Here is a 21,481-nt window from a genome sequence, read left to right as displayed (position 1 = left end):
TGGAGAAGAGCGTAATGCCAAACGAGCAGGACACCGCGCTGGAGGTGGAGAACCTTTCGCTGTGGTATGGCGAGAAACAGGCGCTGAAGGCAATCGATCTGCGCGTGCCCAAAAACCGCATTACCGCGCTGATTGGCCCGTCGGGCTGCGGTAAATCGACGCTGCTGCGCTGCTTTAACCGCATGAACGATCTGATTGACGGCTGTCGGGTTACGGGCGATATCCGCCTGCAGCAGCAGTCGATTCTGGGCGGCAATGAGGATCTCGCGGCGCTGCGCAGAAGGGTCGGCATGGTTTTTCAGCGGCCAAACCCGTTCCCCAAAACCATCTATGAAAACGTGGTGTACGGGCTGCGTCTTCAGGGCGTACGCGACAGGCGCGTGCTGGACGAGGCGGTGGAAAGCGCGCTGCGCGCGGCGGCGCTCTGGTCAGAGGTAAAAAACAACCTCTGGCAGAATGCCTTAACGCTCTCCAGCGGCCAGCAGCAGCGGCTGGTGATCGCCAGAGCCATCGCCATCGAACCGGAAATTTTGCTGCTGGACGAGCCGACCTCGGCGCTCGATCCGATCTCCACGCTGGTGATTGAAGAACTGATGAGCACGCTGAAACAGCATTTCACGCTGGTGCTGGTCACGCATAATATGCAGCAGGCCGCGCGCGTATCCGACTATACCGCGTTTATGCATCACGGCAGCGTGGTGGAGTTTGACGAAACGGACAGGATTTTTACCGCGCCGCGCCAGCGACGCACAGAGGATTATATTACGGGACGCTATGGCTGAATAAAAAAGGGAAACGCCGGTTTCCCTTTTAGCCCCAGGCGTAGCCTTCCGGCGGCAGTTGCTCGCCGTCCAGCCAGGCCGCGCCGTCCTGCATTTTCAGGCGGCCATCCGCAAACCAGCCGACCACCAGCGGATAAATAGCGTGCTCCTGATGCTGCACGCGCGCCGCGACCTCATCGATCGTATCTCCGGAAAAAACCGGTACTTTGGCCTGAAGGATCACCGGGCCACCGTCCAGCTCTTCGGTAACGAAATGCACCGAGGTGCCGTGCTCTTCGTCGCCGTTTTCAATCGCCTGGCGATGCGTGTGCAGGCCAGGATATTTCGGCAGCAGGGAAGGGTGGATATTCAGCATCCTGCCCGCGTAGCGCGCCACGAAATCCGCACTCAGAATACGCATATAGCCTGCCAGGATCACCAGGTCGGGCGCGTAGGCGTCAATTTCCAGCATCAGCTGGCGATCGAAGGCGTCGCGATCGGCAAACTGCGCGGCCGCCAGCGCATGAGCGGGCACGCCCGCCTCGCGCGCGCGCGTCAGGCCGTAAGCGTCGGCTTTGTTGCTGAACACGGCAGCAACGCTGCCGTGGATCCGTCCCTGCCGGCAGGCGTCCAGAATGGCCTGGAGATTGCTCCCCTGGCCGGAAACCAGCACGACGAGCCGCTTCATGCGTTAATCACCACGCGCTCTTCGGCATCGGAGGCTTTAATCACGCCAATCTTCCAGGCTTTTTCGCCGGCGGCGGTCATCAGCTCTACCGCTTTATCCGCTTCGCTGGCGTCCAGCGCAATCACCATGCCGACGCCGCAGTTAAAGGTGCGATACATTTCAAAGCGGCTGACGTTGCCCGCTTCCTGCATCCAGCCGAACACGGCAGGCCACTGCCAGCTTGACTCCGACAGCACCGCCTGGGTGTTGTCCGGCAGCACGCGCGGGATGTTTTCCCAGAAGCCGCCGCCGGTCAGGTGGGCGATAGCGTGGACGTCAACCTGCTCAATCAGGCTGAGAATATTTTTAACGTAAATGCGGGTTGGCTCCAGCAGATGATCCGCCAGCGGCTTGCCTTCAAGCAGGGTGGTTTCCGGGTCGGTATTGCTGAACGCCAGAATTTTGCGCACCAGCGAATAGCCGTTGGAGTGCGGGCCGCTTGAACCCAGCGCAATCAGCACGTCGCCGTCTTTGACTTTGCTGCCGTCGATAATTTCCGACTTTTCCACCACGCCAACGCAGAAGCCCGCCACGTCGTAATCTTCGCCGTGATACATGCCGGGCATTTCAGCCGTTTCGCCGCCGACCAGCGCGCAGCCGGACTGTAAGCAGCCTTCTGCAATACCGGTAATCACGCTGGCGGCCGTCTCCACATCCAGCTTACCGGTGGCGTAGTAATCAAGGAAGAACAGCGGCTCGGCGCCCTGGACCACCAAATCGTTCACGCACATCGCAACCAGGTCGATACCGATGGCATCGTGGCGCTTCAGGTCCATGGCCAGACGCAGCTTGGTGCCGACGCCGTCAGTGCCGGAAACCAGAACCGGTTCACGGTATTTTTGCGGCAGCGCACAAAGCGCACCGAAACCGCCCAGTCCGCCCATCACTTCCGGGCGACGAGTCTTTTTCACTACGCCTTTGATACGGTCGACTAAAGCATTGCCAGCATCGATATCTACACCGGCGTCTTTATAGCTGAGAGAGGTTTTGTCGGTCACTGCGAAATCCCCACGCGGTTTGCGGTTGGTGGTTGGTAATAAAGCGCGGCAATTCTAACAGCGCAGGCAAACGTTTGCGAGCCTCATCTTCGCCACCATTGCGCCGCGCTCACTTTGCGCTAATCCTTAAGGGGATGGCAGGGATCCGGCAGAAGTCGGATTAAGTAATAGGTACTGGCTGCTAAATGGCGCTATAATCTCGCGATTTTTTTTTGCAGCCATACACTCCGGGAGTAAAACAATGAAGATCGTGGAAGTCAAACACCCGCTGGTCAAACATAAACTGGGTCTGATGCGTGAACAGGACGTCAGCACCAAACGTTTTCGTGAACTCGCCTCGGAGGTGGGAAGTCTGCTGACTTATGAAGCCACATCGGATTTAGAAACGGAAAAGGTCACTATCGAAGGCTGGAACGGCCCGGTGGAAATCGACCAGATCAAAGGCAAAAAAATTACCGTTGTGCCTATCCTGCGTGCCGGCCTGGGCATGATGGAAGGCGTGCTGGAGCACGTGCCCAGCGCGCGCATCAGCGTCGTGGGCGTGTATCGCGACGAAGAGACGCTGGAGCCGGTGCCTTATTTTCAAAAGCTGGTTTCCAATATCGAAGAGCGCATGGCGCTGGTGGTTGACCCTATGCTGGCGACCGGCGGCTCGATGATCGCCACTATCGACCTGCTGAAGAAAGCGGGCTGCAGCAGTATTAAAGTGCTGGTGCTGGTTGCCGCGCCGGAAGGCATCGCGGCGCTGGAAAAAGCGCATCCGGACGTGGAGCTGTATACCGCCTCCGTCGATCAGGGACTGAACGAAAAAGGATATATCATTCCGGGCCTTGGCGACGCGGGCGACAAGATCTTCGGTACGAAATGATAAAGCCGCAGGCCTTTTATCCGCCCGTCCGGGGCCGGACAGCGTCCGGCATCGCCGCGCGTTGCCCAACGGCCGCGCCGGGCATCGGCCTGCAACCCGCGTTTTATCATGACTGCCAGCGATCAAGCCGACCAGAGAGTCGGTTTTTTATTGTGAAAAATAAGGGGTAACTCACCATGACGCGTCGCGCTATCGGCGTAAGCGAGCGGCCACCGCTGCTGCAAACCATCCCACTCAGCTTCCAGCATCTGTTCGCCATGTTTGGCGCGACGGTGCTGGTGCCTATCCTGTTTCATATCAATCCGGCCACCGTGCTGCTGTTTAACGGCATCGGCACGCTGCTGTACCTTTTTATCTGTAAAGGGAAAATCCCGGCCTATCTGGGCTCCAGCTTTGCCTTTATTTCGCCGGTGCTGCTGCTGCTGCCGCTGGGCTACGAGGTGGCGCTGGGCGGCTTTATCCTTTGCGGCGTGCTGTTCTGCCTGGTGGCGCTAATTGTAAAAAAAGCCGGAACGGGCTGGCTGGACGTGATGTTTCCACCGGCTGCGATGGGCGCTATCGTGGCGGTCATCGGGCTGGAGCTGGCCGGCGTGGCGGCGAATATGGCCGGCCTGCTGCCGGCTAACGGCGCGGCGGTCGACGGCAAAACCATTCTGATTTCCATGGTGACGCTGGCGGTGACCGTTTTCGGCTCGGTGCTGTTCCGCGGCTTTCTGGCGATTATCCCTATCCTGATCGGCGTGCTGGTCGGCTATGCGCTTTCCTGGTTTATGGGCATCGTAAACTGGTCATCGGTTGAAGCGGCGCCGTGGTTTGCGCTGCCGACCTTCTACACGCCGCGCTTCGAGTGGGCGGCAATGCTGACCATTCTGCCTGCGGCGCTGGTGGTGATCGCCGAGCATGTCGGGCATCTGGTGGTTACGGCGAACATCGTTAAAAAAGACCTGCTGAAAGATCCCGGCCTGCATCGCTCGATGTTTGCCAACGGCGTCTCGACGATTTTTTCCGGCCTGTTCGGCTCTACGCCTAACACCACCTATGGCGAAAATATTGGCGTGATGGCAATTACCCGCGTTTACAGCACCTGGGTGATTGGCGGCGCGGCTATTCTTGCCATTCTGCTTTCCTGCGTTGGCAAGCTGGCCGCCGCGATCCAGGCGGTGCCGGTGCCGGTGATGGGCGGCGTGTCGCTGCTGCTGTACGGCGTGATTGGCGCTTCCGGTATCCGTGTACTGATTGAATCCAAAGTGGATTACAACAAGGCGCAGAACCTGATCCTGACCTCGGTGATCCTGATCATCGGCGTCAGCGGCGCCACGGTGCATATTGGCGCGGCAGAGCTGAAAGGCATGGCGCTGGCGACTATCGTCGGCATCGGGCTGAGCCTGATCTTCCGGCTGATAACACTGATCCGCCCGGAAGAGGTCATTCTGGATCCGCAGGATCGCGAGTAAAGATCTGACGGGCAGCGGCGCTGCCCGTTTCATAATCCTTAAAGAACTGTGATAAACTGCCGCCGGATTTCGACCCATTACTGAGGTGCTTCTGAACACTCCGGCACAGCTCTCACTGCCGCTCTATTTGCCCGATGATGAAACCTTCGCCAGCTTCTGGCCGGGGGATAACCCGTCGCTGATCGCCGCGCTGCAAGGGGCGTTACAGCAGGAGCACGGCAGCTATCTCTATTTCTGGTCGCGTGAAGGCGGCGGGCGCAGCCATCTGCTCCACGCGGCCTGTGCGGAACTCTCCGCGCGTGGCGAAGCCGTGGGCTACGTGCCGCTCGACAAGCGTACCTGGTTCGTGCCTGAAGTACTGGACGGTATGGAACAGCTGGCGCTGATCTGCATCGACAACATCGAGTGCATCGCCGGCGACGAACCCTGGGAAATGGCGATTTTCGATCTCTATAACCGTATTCTGGAAACGGGCCGCACCCGTCTGCTGATCACCGGCGATCGCCCGCCGCGCCAGCTGAACCTGAAGCTGCCCGATCTCGCTTCCCGTCTGGACTGGGGACAAATCTATCGTTTGCAGCCGCTGTCGGATGACGACAAGCTTCAGGCGCTCCAGCTGCGGGCGCGGCTGCGCGGTTTTGAACTGCCAGAAGATGTCGGCCGCTTTCTGCTAAAAAGGCTGGATCGGGAAATGCGCACGCTGTTTATGACGCTGGACAAGCTGGATCGCGCCTCGATCAGCGCCCAGCGCAAGCTGACCATTCCCTTCGTGAAAGAGGCGCTGGATCTTTAAAGGATAGCCAGCACCTGCTCCGGCGGCCTGCCCAGCCGCGCCTTGCCGTTAGCCACCACGATCGGGCGCTCAATCAGCTCCGGATAAGCGACCATTGCCGCCAGCAAATCCGCTTCGCTAAGCGTGGGATCGTCCAGGTTCAGCGCCTGATAGCGCGCCTCTTTGCTGCGCATCAGCTTGCGCGCAGAGCTGAAGCCCGCCTGAAGGAGCAGTCTTTCCAGCGTGGCGACAGTCGGCGGATTTTTCAGATAGAGCACGACTTCCGGTTCAATCCCTTTACTTTGCAACAGCGCCAGCGTTTCGCGGCTTTTGGAGCAGCGTGGGTTATGGTAAATCTCAACGTTCGACATCATTCGCTTACCTTTTCTGATACTGACGGAAACGCTGCTGTAAATAGCGCAGCTGATCGATACGGGCATCGTAGCGGGCCTGCTTGAGGCTGCCCAGCGGCACCGCGGCGCTGGCGTCGCTCAGGCTGCGGATCGCCTGATCCAGCTGGCCGTTCAGCGCCAGGCTTTCCGCCCGCGCCGCCTCTTCTTCATCCGTCAGCCCCTGAGCGGACGACGCCTGCGCCAGCAGATCCCAGCCGTTGGGATCGTCTTTATGCGTCCAGGTATAGCGATAAAGGATTTTGCTGGCGCTGGCGGGCTGCTTCGCCTCGACGTAAGCGTTAGCCAGGTTGAGCTGTACCACCGGGCTGGATGCTTTGGCTTTTTCCAGCAGGGCGATAGCGCGCTGCGGCTGCTTCAGGCCGATATCAATATCGGTCATCAGATCCAGATACCAGACGTTATTCGGCTGAGCGGCCAGCAGCGGCGCGATAATGCGTCGGGCGTTGTCATAGCTTTTCGCCTGCAGGAACTGAACGGCCTTGCCGTACTGCGCGGCGGTCTGCTCGCGCGTGTTGCCTTTACTCAATGTTTCCAGCAGATCGTCACCAAGCTGGTTTTTTCCCGTCGCGTACATGCCCAGCACGCGCACTTTCGCCATATAGAAATCCTGTGACGACTGCACCACGACGGGCTTCATCTGGTTGGCGCGGTTGCGGGCATCGGCCAGGCGGCTGTCGGGCAGGGGATGGGTCAGCAAAATTTCCGGCGGCTTAGAGGCGAAGCGGGACTGGTCGGACAGCTTTTGCAGAAAGTTGGGCATCGCCTGGGGATCGAACCCCGCGCGCTGCAAGACCTGAATGCCGATACGGTCAGCCTCCTGCTCGTTCTGCTGGGTAAAGCTGATCACGCCCTGCTGCGCGCCCGCCAGCGTGCCGCTTAACGCCGCCATCCCGGCCTGCGGGTTTGCCATCGCCAGCAGAATGGAGCCAAGCGCGCCCACCCAGGTCAGCGGCGCGTTACGCTGCTGCTCTTCCATCGCGCGCGCCAGGTGACGCTGGGTAACGTGAGAAATTTCGTGTGCCAGCACCGAGGCCAGCTGGCTTTCGTTTTCGGTATAGCGGAACAGGGCGGAATGCAGCACCACGTTGCCGCCGAAAAAGGCAAAGGCGTTCAGCTCGTCATTGCTGACCAGGAAAAAGTGGAACGGCGTCTTGACCGACCAGGCGTGCGCCACCAGCCGCTGGCCCAGCTGGTTGATATAGTCATTGAGCAGGGGATCGTTGATCAGCGGCGCGCTGGCCCGCAGCTGGCGAACATAGAAATCCCCCATCGCCAGTTCCTGATTAACGGAAAGCGTATTGCCTGCGGTGGTGCCGATATCCGGCAAAGTATCGCTGATGTCGGCCCTGGCAGGCTGCGCGGCTATCGTGGGCAGCAGGATCAGCGACGCCAGCGCGCACCTTTTCAGTCGGTTAATCATGCAAAATCCTATTCTGATAACGTCCTCAATTGCCCGGCAGAAGGATTAACGGTTCTGCAGGACGGCGCTCTTCAGCGGCTATCTTAACCAGAGGTGATAAGGAAGGAAACGCCGCTAAGCATGAATAAATACCGGGCCGGACGAGCATACCTTAAAGTCAGCGAAAAAAACTGAACGTAGGCCCTGCTGGCACACAGGGGCAGGAAAGCGGATTATTAAGTAAATTCAGGTAAATTTATTCAGTAAAATTGAATATGGCACGAAAATTGTTTAGGTTTACTCCTAAAAATGGCTGTAAACCGATCCTTCTCGCCGTCTCTTGCACAGGCCTTCCTTGCGTTTATCTTTATAATCCCGCTCCAGGCTTTATCAGAATTTTTTGCTTAGCCAAAGAACCATGGCTGACTCAGCAGGAATAATAAAAAGCGTTGAGGAGGAAATGCTTTTATACGCTGGCACTTTTTTCTGATTAAAAATATATCTCGCTTTTAAATAAAACAGATAAATAAAACCGACGAGCAGTGCCGCACTTATAAAAGCAGAGTAGCGCTTATTTACAGCAAGAAATAATTTACTCAATCTTTGCGTCAGATTTACACGATAACTTCACTTCCCTCTGTTCCGTTTCCGATTCGTTACGCTTTCTGGAGAGCATACTATGCGTCCTGTTGTGTCTTACGTTTTAATCGCTGCCGTGGCCGGTTTTATTGGCGCCAGCTTCTCTTCCGCCCCGGCTATTGCAGAGAAAATCAGCCAGCACTTCGGCGTTCAGGATAACGATCCTGACGGCTTCTGGAGCACGCCGGCTATCGATGGCTACGGCAAAATTCATTATGAGGCGGATGCGGCTTATAAGCCGGCCGTGGGCGACAGCAATAAAGTCGTGTTCCAGATAACCAAAGCGGAAAATGGCCCTAAAGTCCCTAACCTTGGCCTGGAGCGCGTTGCCCGCGTGGTGAATTTATATATTGCTTCCGGGGTGCCGCAGGAGCAGCTTAAATTTGTGGTCTCGGTGACCGGCGACGGTACGCCAGCAATGTTAAATAACGCGGAATATAAAAAAGTCTTCGGCGTGGATAACCCTAATCTGAAGCTGATTAGCGAACTGCGCGCTAAAGGCGTGGACGTCTCCGTCTGCGATCAGTCAGTGGCTTTCCATCACTTTAAGCATGAGTGGATTGATACCTCCGTTACCCATGCACTTTCCAGCCCGACCACGGTCGCCACGCTGGAAAACCAGGGTTACGCTTTCCTCGCTATGTAGCCATCTTTGTCCCGCCCGTTATCGGTGCGGGACGCTACCCCCGCTGTCGCCTGAATTCGCCTTCTTATCAGTTACCTCTGCCCATCTGCAAAAAATTGAGTTAAAATCTCTAAGATTATTCCTAATGCTGACGATACTCCTTGTATGACTCCATGCTTCACCAGGGCATGACGCGTTACCAAACCAAATTAAAAAAAAGAAGCGACATCTATGAAATGTTTCCTCGGGGCTAATCTATGAGGCTTCCTCGTCTGAAGCTGGATTTGCGCACGCTGATTATGCTGCTGGCCTTCGCCAGCATTGCCATCACGTTGGCCAACTCTCTGTACGCCACCCGGCAAGTGCAGCGGGAAGTGCTGATCGAAAATACGCTGGAATCCAACCGGGTTTATGCGACCAAGCTCGCCTCTACCACGGAAATGTTTTTTCAGCTGGCGGAATCGCAGCTGGCTTTCAGTGCCAAAACGCTGGGACAGGGCGGCAATGATGACGCGCTGATGCAGCGTGAAGTCATGCGCCTGCGCGAGCAGACCAACAGTTTTAACTCGGCGGTGATTGTCGATGCCAACGGCTGGGTAAAAGCCATCTCTCCCGACTCGCTGATGCTCAAAGGCGTGCATCTGACCACGCCGGTTACCCGACAGGCGCTGAAAGAGCGTAAACCGCTGGTCAGCCAGCCTTCGCTGTCGGTCGCCAATAATTTAATGGTGTTCGTCTCCTATCCTATCTGGTCGCCCAACGGCGTCTATCTGGGTTTTGTTGGCGGCACCATCTACCTGAAGAAAAAGAGTATTCTCAACGAGCTACTGGGCGAGCAGTTCTACCGTGACGGCTCTTCTCTTTACGTGGTCGACAGCGGCAACCGCGTGCTGTATCACCAAAACGGCACGTTAATCGGGCAGAAAATCGCGCCGCTGATTAGCGACGAGATGAAACAGGATAACGGCTCTCAGCAGGTGTCGAAGCAAAACGGCGAGCCGATGCTGGCGGGCTACGCAATGGTTGCCACGCCCGGCTGGATGATTGTGGCGATGAAGCCGACGCCCACCACGCTGACGCCGCTTACCAGCATGATGCTGCAGGTGGTGCAGCGCGCCGTTCCGCTGGCGCTGTTGACGCTGGCGTTAGCCTGGCTGTTTGCCTGGCTGATCGCGCGGCCGCTGGGGCAGCTGGCGGACAACGCCAGCCAGATGGATGCGCCCGGCGCGTCTACGGAGATTGGCGCCATCCGCTCCTGGTATTACGAAGCGGCGCAGATCAAGCGGGCAATGCTCACCGGCCTCGGCCTGCTGCAGGATAAAATTGGTCGCCTGAAGTTTGAGGTGCAGACCGATCCTATGACCTCCTTGCTGAACCGTCGCGGCCTGCACGCCGTGCTGGAGTATTTTTACGCCACGCGCCAGCCTTTTGCCGTGCTGGCGCTGGATATCGATCACTTTAAACGCGTCAACGACGGCTGGGGCCACGACGTGGGCGACAGCGTGATTAAAAGCGTGGCGCAGGAGCTGAGCAAAAGCTCGCGCCAGACCGATGTGGTATGCCGCAACGGCGGCGAAGAGTTTTTGATGATCCTGCCGGGCGCGGACCGGGAAATGGCGGCGGTAATTGCCGAGCGCGTGCGTAAAAAAATTGAACAGCTGGCACTGGCCCCGGTGGGATGCGTGACGCTGTCGATTGGCGTAGCGCTGTGGAACGCGGACGAGATGCCGCTGGAGCAGGTATTTAAACAGGCGGACGACGCCCTCTACAGCGCCAAACATGCCGGACGCAACCGCGTGGTGGTGAGCGGGCAATGGCAGGAAACGGCGCAGGAGATTTACCGTCAGTATGGCTGAGGCCGGCGCTGGAAGCCGCGCGGCCAGCCATTTTTTCAGGTAGACTCTGCGGCTTCCTTCAGTAAGCCAGGACTTTTCCATGCTGGATCTTCTACTACAGTGGTATCGCCGGCGCTTTAGCGATCCCCAGGCTATCGCGCTGCTGGCGATACTGCTTGCCGCTTTCGGCATCCTTTTCTTCTTTAACGGCCTGCTGGCGCCGCTGCTGGTGGCGCTGGTTGTTGCTTATCTGCTGGAGTGGCCGACGGTACGTCTGGAACGGCTTGGCTGCTCGCGCGCCTGGGCCACTACTATCGTACTGATTTTCTTCGCCACTATTGTGCTGGTGCTGATCCTGGTCGTGGCGCCCGTCGCCTGGCAACAGGGCATCAATTTAGCGCACGAGCTGCCTACGATGCTAACCAGCCTGTATCACTTTGCCACGCGTCTGCCGGAGCGTTTCCCGGCGCTGATAGATGTCGGGCTGGTCGATATCGTGGTGGAAAACCTGCGCGCCAGGCTGAGCGGTATCGGCGATCAGCTGCTGCGCTATTCTCTGGCTTCGCTGGTGGGCCTGATGACGCTGGCGATTTACCTGGTGCTGGTGCCTCTGATGGTGTTCTTCCTGCTTAAGGATAAAGAGCAGATGCTGGCGGCGATCGGCCGCATTTTACCGCGTAATCGCGGCCTGGCCGGACAGGTCTGGCTGGAGATGAATCAGCAGGTTTCCAACTATATTCGCGGCAAAGTGCTGGAAATGGTGGTGGTCGGCGTGGCGAGCTGGATCGGTTTTCTGGCTATCGGCATGAACTACGCGCTGCTGCTGGCGGTGCTGGTTGGCGTGTCGGTACTGATCCCTTACATAGGCGCGCTGGCCGTGACCGTGCCGGTTATTGGCGTAGGCCTGGCGCAGTGGGGGCTGGGCGGCGATTTCTGGACGATGATTATCGTTTATCTGATTATTCAGGGGCTGGACGGCAATATTCTGGTGCCGGTGCTGTTTTCCGAAGCGGTGAATCTGCATCCGCTGGTAATTATTCTGTCGGTGGTGATTTTTGGCGGCCTGTGGGGCTTCTGGGGCGTATTTTTCGCTATTCCGCTGGCCTCGCTGGTGAAAGCGGTACTCCATGCCTGGCCTGATGAATATGGCGACGCTTATAATAAAAAAGATTGATTTAAATATCAGCAGTTGTGTAATTTACAACGTAAATGCTGGATTAGTGAGCAACTTTTACTACACGCTTTTCTTTTGAGGTCGGAGCAAACCAGATGGAGCTAAATGCTGAAGAAGTAGCCATAGCAAACCGAGCAAAAGCGGAGGCAAAAACGCTAAAAAAAGCTGTTTATTTGGACTTCTCAAAAGATATTGTAGCGAATGAAAAGCCTGTCTTGATTATGATGTCGGGAGCGCCTGGGGCGGGGAAAACAGAAGTAGTACAAGAGCTTATGTAAGAATTAAGAAACATAAACAGCATAGACCCGGATAGTTATCGCCCTTTATTTAAAGAATACAACGGTGATAATTCACATCTTTTTCAGGGGGCTTGTACTGCTCTGTTGAGTCATGTTTATGAAAATGCGGTAAAAAATAAGCTCAACATCATATTAGACACAAATCTTATTAATTTTGACGTGGCCATGAGGAATCTTCTTAAGGCATCGGGCTTTGGCTATAAAATAATGGTTTATCATGTGTCTTTAGACCCATACATAGCATGGCGATTTGTAAAAACCCGCACGCGAAAAATTTTACCTGAGACTTTTAAGCGTAATGTATTCCTTGTTCGGGAAGTATTAGTCAAGTTATTGCAACATGAATCCGCGAAAAATGTTCGACTTACGATATTGCATAAATGGGTAGATCTGGAAGAGCGTGATAAACCGATCAGGGACCTGATTTTATATAAAAAAGTTACTCAAAACGCTAACGTGACCATGCTGGACATGGTAGCGCCAATGATGTACAGCAGGGAAGATTTAGAGGATTTTGTGGTATGATTAATCAGCAGCAGCAAATGAACGAAGGGGGCTAACATGGCGCAGACGATGGTTAAAGATAAAATCGATCCCTTGGATCTGTTTGCCGATCGCGTATCACCCGAGGTCGAACAGATGATGACGAAGGTGGCCGAGCGTTCCACTCGGCTTCAGCTAGATGCTATTGATCAGTATGAAAGCGCAAAAGAACTAACCTCGGAAAAGTTTTTGCAGGCAAGCATTAAAGAACTTACCGATCGCGAAAAGCACCTGGCAGAAGCCTATTCCAGTGCGTTTTACAGAAGAGCATCTTTCGGAGCCAGGCAGCGCGCCAAAAAGTTAAATCCGAAGTTTATGAAACAGGCTGCGCTACCGGTTGAGGGGAAAATTTACACGCTGGCTTATAAAGGTGCCTCTGTACAAATTCTTGAAGATGCAGATAAGAATATTACGGTGTTCAGGGTGTCTTCCGCTCGCCTGCCAGGTTTAAAAAGAGCCGCGCGTAATCCGGCTGCAGGCTTAAAAAAGTTGAGTAAATAAGCAAAGATGTAAACGACAGTTTTATTACGATAAAACCCCGCATAAGCGGGGTTTTTTGTCAGTCAGGCCTGAGCCGATTGCAAATAGTCCATCACGATATCGTGGTGGTTGCTGGTTTTGAAATCATCAAACACTTTTTCGATTTTGCCGTCGGTACCAATCAGGAAGCTGATGCGGTGGATGCCGTCATAGGTTTTGCCCATAAAGGTTTTCTCGCCCCAGATGCCGAACTGCTCGCAAACCCGATGATTTTCATCCGACAGCAGCGTGAAGTTCAGCAGCTCCTTCTCGACAAAACGCGAGAGTTTTTCCGGTTTATCGGTGCTGATGCCCAGCACTTCCACGCCCGCTTTTTTCAGCTCGTCCATGCTGTCGCGCAGACCGCACGCCTGTACGGTGCAGCCCGGCGTCATGGCTTTTGGGTAAAAATAGACCAGAACGCGCTGTCCCTGGAAGTCGGTCAGGTTTACCTGCTCGCCATCCTGGTCGGGCAAGCTAAAGACGGGTGCGGGATCGCCGGCTTTCAGTGGATTCATCACTATTCTCCGTTTTTTCATCATGCTGTGGATACTGGACGACGCTAATAGTGCCTTGTGCACTTAACTCTGTACAGAGGCTGTTAAACGCCTGCTCAATAATGGCAGCATCCTGGCTGGCAGGACTGTGCGCGGTAATTTGAATATAGAGCAAGGGCGGCTGATTTTCTGCCGCAGGTTGCGTGCGTGAGACCAGTTCAGCAATATGCATCTGATGGGAATCAAAGAGATCGGTAAAGCGTTCGATAATATGCGCGGAGTCGGTGACTTCAATCTGCACCCAGACGGTAGCGGGCATGGGCGGCCTTTCGCGAAAGGTGGTGCGCTTCATCACGATCAGCAGCTCCAGCTCGGCGCCTTTCAGCGGCAGCGTCGATTCAATCAGCGCGATAGCGTTCCAGCTTCCTGAAAGCAGCATAATAAAAGTGAATTCATCACCCAATATGGCCAGGCGGCTGTCTTCGATATTGCAATCGCAGCTGCTGACGTGGCGGGTGATGGTATTAACAATCCCCGGTCGGTCGACGCCCACGGCGGTAATAACCAGGTGATGTTGCTCTGACTGCGGCAAAATAATGCTTCCTGTACGTCTCAGTGATTAGCAATTGTGATAACTCTTAGGTAAACATAAAAAATACCCTGTGCCAAGGGGCCTGGCGGGCTTGCCCGCTTGCTTTTCGTGGGCCGTCAAACGTACCATGAAGCACTTGTTTGTGGAGGGGATGGCTAATGTTTACGGGAAGTATTGTTGCGCTCGTTACGCCGATGGACGACAAAGGGTCCGTCTGTCGCGCAAGTCTGAAAAAACTGATTGATTATCATGTTGCCAGCGGAACAGCGGCAATTGTCTCCGTAGGAACAACGGGCGAATCGGCAACATTAAGCCACGACGAGCATGGTGACGTGGTCATGCTGACGCTGGAGCTGGCCGACGGGCGCATTCCCATCATTGCCGGTACCGGCGCCAACGCCACGGCAGAAGGCATCGCGCTGACGCATCGTTTTGAAAACAGCGGCGTGGTAGGCTGCCTTACCGTCACCCCATACTACAATCGTCCAACCCAGGAAGGGTTGTACCAGCACTTTAAAGCCATCGCCGAAAGCACCGATCTTCCGCAAATGCTCTACAATGTGCCGTCGCGTACCGGTTGCGATATGCTGCCGGAAACCGTAGGCCGTCTGGCGAAGATCAAAAATATTATCGGAATCAAAGAGGCGACCGGGAACTTATCGCGGGTTAGCCAGATCCAAGAGCTGGTCGATGACGATTTCGTGCTGGTCAGCGGCGACGACCTTTCTGCCCTCGACTTTATGCAGCTGGGCGGCAGGGGCGTTATCTCCGTAACGGCCAACATCGCCGCGCGCGAAATGGCGGAGCTCTGCGCGCTTGCGCAGCAGGGCAACTTCCGGGAAGCGCGCCGCCTTAACCAGCGTCTGATGCCTCTGCATCAGAAGCTATTTATTGAGCCTAATCCTGTCCCGGTAAAATGGGCGGCTAAAAAATTAGGATTAATTGCAACCGATACGCTGCGTCTACCAATGACGCCGATGACTGATGCCGGTCGTCCGGTTGTTGAGCAGGCACTGAAAGACGCAGGCCTGCTGTAAATTTAGGGAGAAGTAATGGCTTACTCAGTACAAAAGTCGGCAATCGCAAAAGTGGTTGGCCTGTCGCTGGTGATGTTGTTGGCGGCATGTTCGAGCGATCAGCGCTACAAGCGCCAGGTCAGCGGCGACGAATCTTACCTCAAAGCTGCGGATATCAACGAGCTGCACGCGCCAGCAGGAATGATCCTGCCGCTGCAAAACGGTGATTTTGATATCCCTTCCGCCAGCGCGAAAGGCGCCGTCGGCAAGCAGCTGGATATCCGTCCACCGGCCCAGCCGCTGGCGCTGATCAACGGCGCCCGCACTCAGTTTGCCGGCAACTCCGGCGTGCTGCTAATCGATAACGCCAGCGGCGCGCTGTGGCCGCAGGTTGTGACGGTAGTGCAGACGCGCAACTATCCGATTGCCAGCCGCACCGACGGCAGCCAGACGCTGACCACCGATTGGGTGCAGTGGAACCGCGCTGATGAAGATCATCAGTATCGCGGCCGCTACCAGATAGCCGTGCAGCAGCAGGGCTATCAGCAGGCGCTGAGCGTGAAGCTGCTGGAGCTGGAGCAGGAAGGTAAAGCCGTTACTTCACCCGTCCAGCTGCAGCGCTACACCGCGCAGATGCTGAACGAGCTGAGCGCTGGCCTGGATAAAATCGCCACGACTCGCGACGACGCGGCGGTTAAAGGCAGCACTGCGCAAATCAACGTGCAGAGCGGCGCGGACGATACCGGCCTGCCTACGCTGGTGGTGCGCGCGCCGTTTAATCTGGTCTGGGAGCGTCTGCCGACCGCGCTGGAGCGCGTGGGCATGAAGATCACCGACCGCAACCGTCCGCAGGGCAGCCTGAACGTGACCTACAGCGCCCCGTCCAGCGAGACCTGGGACAGCATTGGCGCGAAAGATCCTGAGCTGACCGACGGCAACTATAAGCTACAGGTCGGCGATCTGGATAACCGCAGCAGCCTGCAGTTCCTGGATCCAAAAGGCCATGCGCTGACCCAGTCGCAAAACGATGCGCTGGTCGCCGTGTTCCAGGCGGCATTTAACAAATAATCGAAAGGCCGACGCGCGTCGGCCTTTTTTATTTGCTGCCGCGTAATCGATTGCTTCGGTTTTTTCGCGTCCGATCATACAATGGACGCAACAGTTCATACCCGACCGGTTTCGGCCTGTTCGCAGGCGCAAAGCACCGGGCATTTCACGTTTGGAGTAAAGAGATGAAAAAGCAAGCTGAGTTGTATCGTGGCAAAGCGAAAACCGTTTACAGCACCGAAAATCCGGATCTGCTGATACTCGAATTCCGCAACGATACATCAGCCCTGGACGGTGAGCGCATCGAACAGTTTGACCGCAAAGGAATGATTAACAATAAATTTAATCACTTTATCATGAGCAAGCTGGCGGAAGCGGGCATCCCTACCCAGATGGAAGCGCTGCTGTCGGACAACGAAGCGCTGGTCAAAAAGCTGGAAATGGTGCCGGTGGAGTGTGTAGTGCGCAACCGCGCGGCAGGGTCGCTGGTGAAGCGCCTGGGCGTGGAAGAGGGCACCATCCTGAACCCGCCGCTGTTCGATCTGTTTTTAAAAGACGATGCGCGTCACGATCCCATGATCAACGAATCCTACTGTGAAACCTTTGGCTGGGTGAGCAAAGAGAACCTGGCGCGTATGCGCGAGCTGACCTACAAAGCCAACGACGTGCTGAGCCAGCTTTTCTCCGATGCCGGTCTGATCCTGGTGGACTTCAAGCTCGAGTTCGGCCTGTTCCACGGCGAAGTCACGCTGGGCGATGAGTTTTCCCCGGACGGCGCGCGCCTGTGGGACAAAGAGACGCTGAATAAAATGGATAAAGATCGCTATCGCCAGAGTCTGGGCGGTCTGATTGAAGCCTATGAAGAAGTGGCGAATCGTCTGGGCGTGAAGCTGGACTGATTTCCCCCGGCCGTGGGTGTCGCCACGGCCGCTTTTCTCTTACCTGCTCCGCTAATCTACCTCTATTCTGAAATACCTTTCCGTTCCGGCCCGGCAGCCGCCGCAAGGCTGGTGTTAGCGGCTATGCGCGACTAAAATCACTCCAACAGTTCATAATCCGAGGTAGTGTATGCGTTGGCAAGGGCGCCGTGAGAGCGATAACGTGGAAGATCGCCGTAATGAATCCGGTGGTAACTCAATGGGCGCGGGACGGATGCGTATTCCGCGCGGCAAAGGTGGCATTATTCTGCTGATCGTCGTGATGATTGCGGGCTACTACGGCTACGATTTAACGCCTTTATTGACCGGCGAGTCGACCTCGCTCTCTTCACAACAGCAGCAGCAGCGAAGCACGCCGCAGCAGGATGAGGCGGCGAAATTCACCTCGGTGATGCTGGCCACCACGGAAGACACCTGGCAAAAAATCTTCGAGAAAATGGGCAAAACCTATACGCCACCCAAGCTGGTGATGTATCGCGGTGCAACCCGTACCGGCTGCGGCACGGGACAGTCCGTGATGGGGCCGTTCTACTGCCCGACCGACAGCACCGTCTACATCGATCTGTCGTTCTATGATGAAATGAAAAACAAGCTTGGCGCCGATGGCGACTTTGCGCAGGGCTACGTGGTCGCGCACGAGGTCGGACACCACGTGCAGCATCTTCTTGGTATTGAACCTAAGGTGCGTCAGCTGCAGCAGCAGGGCGGCCAAAAGCAGGCGAACCAGCTTTCCGTGAAGCTGGAGCTACAGGCCGACTGCTTTGCCGGCGTTTGGGGCCACTACATGCAGCAGGAAAACGTGCTGGAGCCGGGCGATTTGCAGGAGGCGCTGAACGCCGCCGAAGCGATCGGGGACGATCGTCTGCAACAGAAAAGCCAGGGACGCGTAGTGCCGGACAGTTTCACCCACGGCACCTCGGAGCAGCGCTACAGCTGGTTTAAAAAAGGGTTCGACAGCGGCAATCCTGGCCAGTGTGACACTTTCAGTGGCTGATCTGCGCGACGTCATTACGCAAACGGAACAGCTACAGCGGCAGGGAATGCGCAGGCTGATGGTTATCAGCGGCGAGGCGGAGTGGTGCCAGCAGCAGGCGCAGCAGTGGCTATCGCTGCTGCCCGGCGACTGGCTGTGGCTTGGCGATGCGCCGCAAAGCCCGCTGCATTGCGCGCCCGAAGCGGTGCGGACGCTGCTGGGGCAGGAGTTTCTGCACGCCGTGTTTGACGCGCGTCACGGCTTCAACGCCGAGGCGCTGGCGGTGCTGGCGGGCACGCTGAAAGCGGGAAGCTGGCTGCTGATGCTGGTGCCGGAATGGGTCGGCTGGCCAACGCAACCCGATAAAGATTCGCTGCGCTGGGGAGATACCGCTACGCCGCTCGCCACGCCTAATTTTGTCTCCCGTCTGCAAAAGCTGCTGCTGGCCGATCCACAGGCCGCGCGGTTTTGCCAGCATCAGGCGCCCGTTTTGCCTGCGCCGCCGTTCGCGCCAGACTGGCAGCCCGATGACGACGGTCAGCAGCAGGCTCTGTTGGAGCAATTGCTGATGGCGAAACCGGGTATCTACGTGGTCACCGCGCCGCGAGGACGAGGCAAATCCGCGCTTGCCGGGTTGCTTGCCGCCCGCTGGCCCGGCCGTGCGCTTATCTCCGCCCCCGCGAAAGCCGCCACCGACGTGCTGGCAACCTACGCGGGCGACGCTTTTGATTTTATCGCGCCGGACAGGCTGCTGGCGCTCGACCCGGCGGCGCGTCCCCGGGATGTTGACTGGCTGCTGATTGACGAAGCGGCAGCGATCCCCGCGCCGATGCTTGAGCAGCTGGTCAGGCTTTTTCCGCGCACGCTGTTAACCACCACCTTGCAGGGTTATGAAGGGACGGGGCGCGGCTTTATGCTGAAGTTCTGCGACAGCCTGCCCAACGCTACGCTGTGCCGACTTGACCAGCCTTTGCGCTGGTCGGCGCACGATCCGCTTGAGCAGTTTATCGATCGCGCCCTGCTGTTCAGCGAAGCGGAGCCTGAAATTGTCAGCGCGCCGGTGCGCTTTTGTTTTCCGCAGCAGGCGGAATGGCAGGAAAACCCGGCGGTGCTGGAGGCGATTTATCAGCTGCTCGCCAGCGCGCACTACCGCACTTCGCCGATCGATCTTCGGCGCATGATGGACGCGCCGGGCATGCGCTTCAGCGCCGCGCTGCAGGCGGACAAAGTTCAGGGCGCGCTCTGGCTGGTGGAGGAAGGCGGATTAACGGCGGAGCTGGCGCAGGCCGTGTGGGCGGGACTGCGTCGTCCGCCAGGCAACCTGGTGGCGCAGTCGCTGGCGGCCCACGGCGGCTGGCCGGAAGCGGCGCAGATGCGCTCACGCCGTATCAGCCGCATCGCCATCATGCCCGCGCTGCGGCGGCAGGGTGTCGGCAGGGAGATGGTGCGGCACAGCGTCAGTCAGGCGGAAGGGCTGGACTTTTTCTCGGTGAGTTTTGGCTATACGCCTTCGCTATGGCGTTTCTGGCAGGCCTGCGGGTTCCGGCTGGCGCGGGTGGGCACGCGAACGGAAGCGAGCAGCGGCTGCCACACCGCGATGGCGATTCTGCCGCTGAGCGAACGGGGAAGGGCGCTGGCCGACAGGGCGGAGCGTCGGCTGGCGCGCGACTGGCGCTGGCTGCGTCCTTTTCTTCATGACGTCGATCTGACTTTCCCGAACGTTGAGGCCACTGGCCTGGATGAGGACGACTGGCGCGAGCTGGCGGGCTTTGCGTGGGCGCAGCGCTCGTTCGAGGCCGCTATCGGTGCGCTGGGCCGACTGCTGGAAAACGCCCCGCAGCCGCTGCCGTTATTACAGGGCGCGCTGACGGAAGGGCTGGCTCAGGCAGAGCTGGTCAAACTGTCGGGGCTGTCGGGGCGTAAGGCGTTGCTGAACGGCTGGCGGCAGGAGGCGGAACGGGCGCTGACAGCGCTGGATAATGAGCGGGCAGAAACATGGCGGCTAAAGATAATGAAGACAGGGCAGTCGGACATAAATTAAAACAGGGGCCGTCGCCCCTGTCGTTTACTTCTTCTTCGGCCAGTCGTCTTCATCGTCCCATTTATCGTTAAAATCGCGATGCGGCGGCAAATCCGGGCGGTTATCCATATATTTTTTATGGTCGATACGCTTCAGGTCTTTATACACATTCATCAGAATGCCCACCATCAGCACAATCCCCAGCAACCACCAGTACTCTTTCAGCCATTCCATATTTGATCCTTACGCTATCAATTGTTCCATAATGCGCTGATACATCCGACTCAGCAGCTGGAGGTCGGCAGCCTTAACGCACTCATTTATTTTGTGAATGGTGGCGTTGACCGGCCCTAACTCCACAACCTGCGCGCCCATACGGGCAATAAAGCGGCCGTCGGACGTGCCGCCGGTCGTCAGCAGCTGCGGCTTGATCTCATTATAGTGCTCAACGGCGTTTACCACCGCCTCGACCAGTTTGCCGGTAGAGGTTAAAAAAGGCTGGCCGGAAACCACCCAGTCAAGCGTATAGCGCAGCTGATGCCGATCCAGCAGCGCCTGTACGCGCTCTTTGATCAGCGCGTCGGTCAGCTCGGTGCTGAAACGGAAATTAAACTGCACGAAAAACTCGCCGGGGATCACGTTGTTGCTGCCGGTTCCGGCCTGGACATTGGCAATCTGCATGCTGGTCGGCGGGAAAAACTCGTTGCCCCGATCCCATTCTGTCGCCGTCAGCTCGTTCAGCGCAGGCAGCGCGCGATGTACCGGATTATCAGCGAGGTGCGGATAAGCGACGTGGCCCTGTACGCCATGAATGGTCAGGTTGGCGGTCATCGAACCGCGACGGCCGTTTTTCACCACGTCGCCCACGATTTCCGTGCTGGAAGGCTCGCCGACCAGGCAGTAGTCCAGGCGCTCGTTGCGCGCCATCAGCGTCTCGACAACTTTGACCGTGCCGTTTACGGCGCTGGCTTCTTCATCGGAGGTAATCAGAAAGGCCAGGCGGCCCTTGTGGTGCGGATGGGCGGCGACAAAACGCTCGGCGGCGACAACCATGGCGGCCAGCGAGCCTTTCATATCCGCCGCGCCGCGTCCAAACAGCATGCCGTCGCGGATGGCGGGTTCAAACGGCGGGTTGATCCAGCGGTTGGCATCACCTGCGGGCACCACGTCGGTATGCCCGGCAAAGGCCAGCGTTTCGCCTTCGCCGCGCCATGCCCAGAAATTTTGCGTATCGCCAATATTCATTAATTCAACGGTAAAGCCCAGCGCCTTAAGGCGCTCGATCATCACAGCCTGGCAACCGGCATCATCCGGGCTGAGGGAAGGGCGACGAATAAGCTGCTGCGTCAGCTCAATGACCGGACAATACATA

At 57.1% G+C, this 21,481-nt stretch carries 21 protein-coding genes and 1 pseudogene; 14 read left to right on the top strand and 8 right to left on the bottom strand.

Annotated features, from left to right (window positions below; genetic code table 11):
- The first annotated feature begins 14 nt into the window (after positions 1 to 14).
- Complete coding sequence (pstB, locus tag AB6T85_RS13175; RefSeq protein ID WP_301252009.1) at positions 15 to 782, top strand: phosphate ABC transporter ATP-binding protein PstB; 768 nt, start codon at positions 15 to 17, stop codon at positions 780 to 782.
- Between the two features lie 28 nt (positions 783 to 810).
- On the opposite strand, the gene purN is transcribed toward pstB, so the two are convergent.
- Both purN and purM read right to left on the bottom strand, forming a co-directional pair.
- A complete protein-coding gene (purN, locus tag AB6T85_RS13170; protein WP_253459388.1) occupies positions 811 to 1,449 on the bottom strand; it encodes a phosphoribosylglycinamide formyltransferase in 639 nt (212 codons plus the stop codon).
- Positions 1,446 to 2,486, bottom strand: a complete 1,041-nt coding sequence (purM, locus tag AB6T85_RS13165; protein ID WP_253459391.1) for a phosphoribosylformylglycinamidine cyclo-ligase — start codon at positions 2,484 to 2,486, stop codon at positions 1,446 to 1,448. The genes purN and purM overlap by 4 nt, the downstream gene beginning before the upstream one ends.
- A 241-nt stretch (positions 2,487 to 2,727) precedes the next feature.
- On the opposite strand from purM, the gene upp reads away from it, so the two are divergent.
- From upp to hda, 3 genes are all read left to right on the top strand, one after another.
- Positions 2,728 to 3,354: a uracil phosphoribosyltransferase gene (gene upp / locus AB6T85_RS13160; RefSeq protein WP_125289554.1), complete on the top strand. Its 627-nt coding sequence runs from the start codon at positions 2,728 to 2,730 to the stop codon at positions 3,352 to 3,354.
- A gap of 176 nt (positions 3,355 to 3,530) precedes the next feature.
- Positions 3,531 to 4,808 carry a uracil permease gene (gene uraA, locus AB6T85_RS13155; RefSeq protein WP_253459394.1) on the top strand — a complete coding sequence of 426 codons (1,278 nt, stop codon included), beginning with the start codon at positions 3,531 to 3,533 and terminating at the stop codon, positions 4,806 to 4,808.
- 85 nt (positions 4,809 to 4,893) lie between these two features.
- Positions 4,894 to 5,601, top strand: a complete 708-nt coding sequence (hda, locus tag AB6T85_RS13150; RefSeq protein WP_125289556.1) for a DnaA inactivator Hda — start codon at positions 4,894 to 4,896, stop codon at positions 5,599 to 5,601.
- Here the strand turns inward: hda and arsC are convergent.
- Both arsC and bepA read right to left on the bottom strand, forming a co-directional pair.
- Positions 5,598 to 5,951, bottom strand: a complete 354-nt coding sequence (gene arsC / locus AB6T85_RS13145; RefSeq protein ID WP_253461249.1) for an arsenate reductase (glutaredoxin) — start codon at positions 5,949 to 5,951, stop codon at positions 5,598 to 5,600. The two genes, hda and arsC, sit on opposite strands and share 4 nt — an antisense overlap.
- Positions 5,952 to 5,958: 7 nt before the next feature.
- A complete protein-coding gene (gene bepA, locus AB6T85_RS13140) occupies positions 5,959 to 7,413 on the bottom strand; it encodes a beta-barrel assembly-enhancing protease (protein WP_253459397.1) in 1,455 nt (484 codons plus the stop codon).
- A gap of 658 nt (positions 7,414 to 8,071) precedes the next feature.
- Here bepA and AB6T85_RS13135 point away from each other — a divergent pair.
- The 5 genes and pseudogenes from AB6T85_RS13135 to AB6T85_RS13115 all read left to right on the top strand — a co-directional run bounded on the left by AB6T85_RS13135 (position 8,072) and on the right by AB6T85_RS13115 (position 13,008).
- Positions 8,072 to 8,677, top strand: coding sequence for a DsrE family protein (locus AB6T85_RS13135; RefSeq protein WP_253459402.1), 606 nt, complete (start codon positions 8,072 to 8,074; stop codon positions 8,675 to 8,677).
- A gap of 236 nt (positions 8,678 to 8,913) precedes the next feature.
- Complete coding sequence (locus tag AB6T85_RS13130) at positions 8,914 to 10,512, top strand: sensor domain-containing diguanylate cyclase (protein WP_253459405.1); 1,599 nt, start codon at positions 8,914 to 8,916, stop codon at positions 10,510 to 10,512.
- 79 nt (positions 10,513 to 10,591) lie between these two features.
- Positions 10,592 to 11,665, top strand: coding sequence for an AI-2E family transporter (locus AB6T85_RS13125; protein WP_369895792.1), 1,074 nt, complete (start codon positions 10,592 to 10,594; stop codon positions 11,663 to 11,665).
- Between the two features lie 95 nt (positions 11,666 to 11,760).
- A pseudogene (locus AB6T85_RS13120) lies at positions 11,761 to 12,489 on the top strand (zeta toxin family protein).
- A gap of 36 nt (positions 12,490 to 12,525) precedes the next feature.
- Positions 12,526 to 13,008, top strand: coding sequence for a hypothetical protein (locus AB6T85_RS13115; RefSeq protein WP_369895790.1), 483 nt, complete (start codon positions 12,526 to 12,528; stop codon positions 13,006 to 13,008).
- 62 nt (positions 13,009 to 13,070) lie between these two features.
- Here the strand turns inward: AB6T85_RS13115 and bcp are convergent, their stop codons facing one another.
- Positions 13,071 to 13,544 carry a thioredoxin-dependent thiol peroxidase gene (bcp, locus tag AB6T85_RS13110; protein ID WP_369895789.1) on the bottom strand — a complete coding sequence of 158 codons (474 nt, stop codon included), beginning with the start codon at positions 13,542 to 13,544 and terminating at the stop codon, positions 13,071 to 13,073.
- Positions 13,504 to 14,115, bottom strand: coding sequence for a glycine cleavage system transcriptional repressor (locus AB6T85_RS13105; protein WP_125289565.1), 612 nt, complete (start codon positions 14,113 to 14,115; stop codon positions 13,504 to 13,506). The genes bcp and AB6T85_RS13105 overlap by 41 nt, the downstream gene beginning before the upstream one ends.
- A gap of 158 nt (positions 14,116 to 14,273) precedes the next feature.
- On the opposite strand from AB6T85_RS13105, the gene dapA reads away from it, so the two are divergent.
- From dapA to AB6T85_RS13080, 5 genes are all read left to right on the top strand, one after another.
- A complete protein-coding gene (gene dapA / locus AB6T85_RS13100; RefSeq protein WP_125289566.1) occupies positions 14,274 to 15,152 on the top strand; it encodes a 4-hydroxy-tetrahydrodipicolinate synthase in 879 nt (292 codons plus the stop codon).
- 15 nt (positions 15,153 to 15,167) lie between these two features.
- Complete coding sequence (gene bamC / locus AB6T85_RS13095) at positions 15,168 to 16,199, top strand: outer membrane protein assembly factor BamC (RefSeq protein WP_253459416.1); 1,032 nt, start codon at positions 15,168 to 15,170, stop codon at positions 16,197 to 16,199.
- 164 nt (positions 16,200 to 16,363) lie between these two features.
- Positions 16,364 to 17,077 carry a phosphoribosylaminoimidazolesuccinocarboxamide synthase gene (gene purC, locus AB6T85_RS13090; protein ID WP_253459418.1) on the top strand — a complete coding sequence of 238 codons (714 nt, stop codon included), beginning with the start codon at positions 16,364 to 16,366 and terminating at the stop codon, positions 17,075 to 17,077.
- 169 nt (positions 17,078 to 17,246) lie between these two features.
- Entirely contained in the window at positions 17,247 to 18,110 is an 864-nt protein-coding gene (gene ypfJ, locus AB6T85_RS13085; protein WP_253459420.1) for a KPN_02809 family neutral zinc metallopeptidase, read from the top strand.
- Between the two features lies 1 nt (position 18,111).
- Positions 18,112 to 20,130: a tRNA(Met) cytidine acetyltransferase TmcA gene (locus tag AB6T85_RS13080; RefSeq protein WP_369895879.1), complete on the top strand. Its 2,019-nt coding sequence runs from the start codon at positions 18,112 to 18,114 to the stop codon at positions 20,128 to 20,130.
- A gap of 24 nt (positions 20,131 to 20,154) precedes the next feature.
- Here AB6T85_RS13080 and AB6T85_RS13075 read toward each other — a convergent pair whose 3' ends face one another.
- Positions 20,155 to 20,343, bottom strand: coding sequence for a YpfN family protein (locus AB6T85_RS13075; protein WP_253459424.1), 189 nt, complete (start codon positions 20,341 to 20,343; stop codon positions 20,155 to 20,157).
- A 9-nt stretch (positions 20,344 to 20,352) separates the two neighbouring features.
- Positions 20,353 to 21,480 carry a succinyl-diaminopimelate desuccinylase gene (dapE, locus tag AB6T85_RS13070; protein WP_253459426.1) on the bottom strand — a complete coding sequence of 376 codons (1,128 nt, stop codon included), beginning with the start codon at positions 21,478 to 21,480 and terminating at the stop codon, positions 20,353 to 20,355.
- Position 21,481: the final 1 nt, after the last annotated feature.

Source organism: Erwinia aeris (genome assembly GCF_041224955.1).
Lineage (GTDB): Bacteria > Pseudomonadota > Gammaproteobacteria > Enterobacterales > Enterobacteriaceae > Erwinia > Erwinia aeris.
The sequence above is the reverse complement of the archived record's forward strand: the minus strand, read 5'-3'. Positions and strand labels throughout refer to the sequence as shown.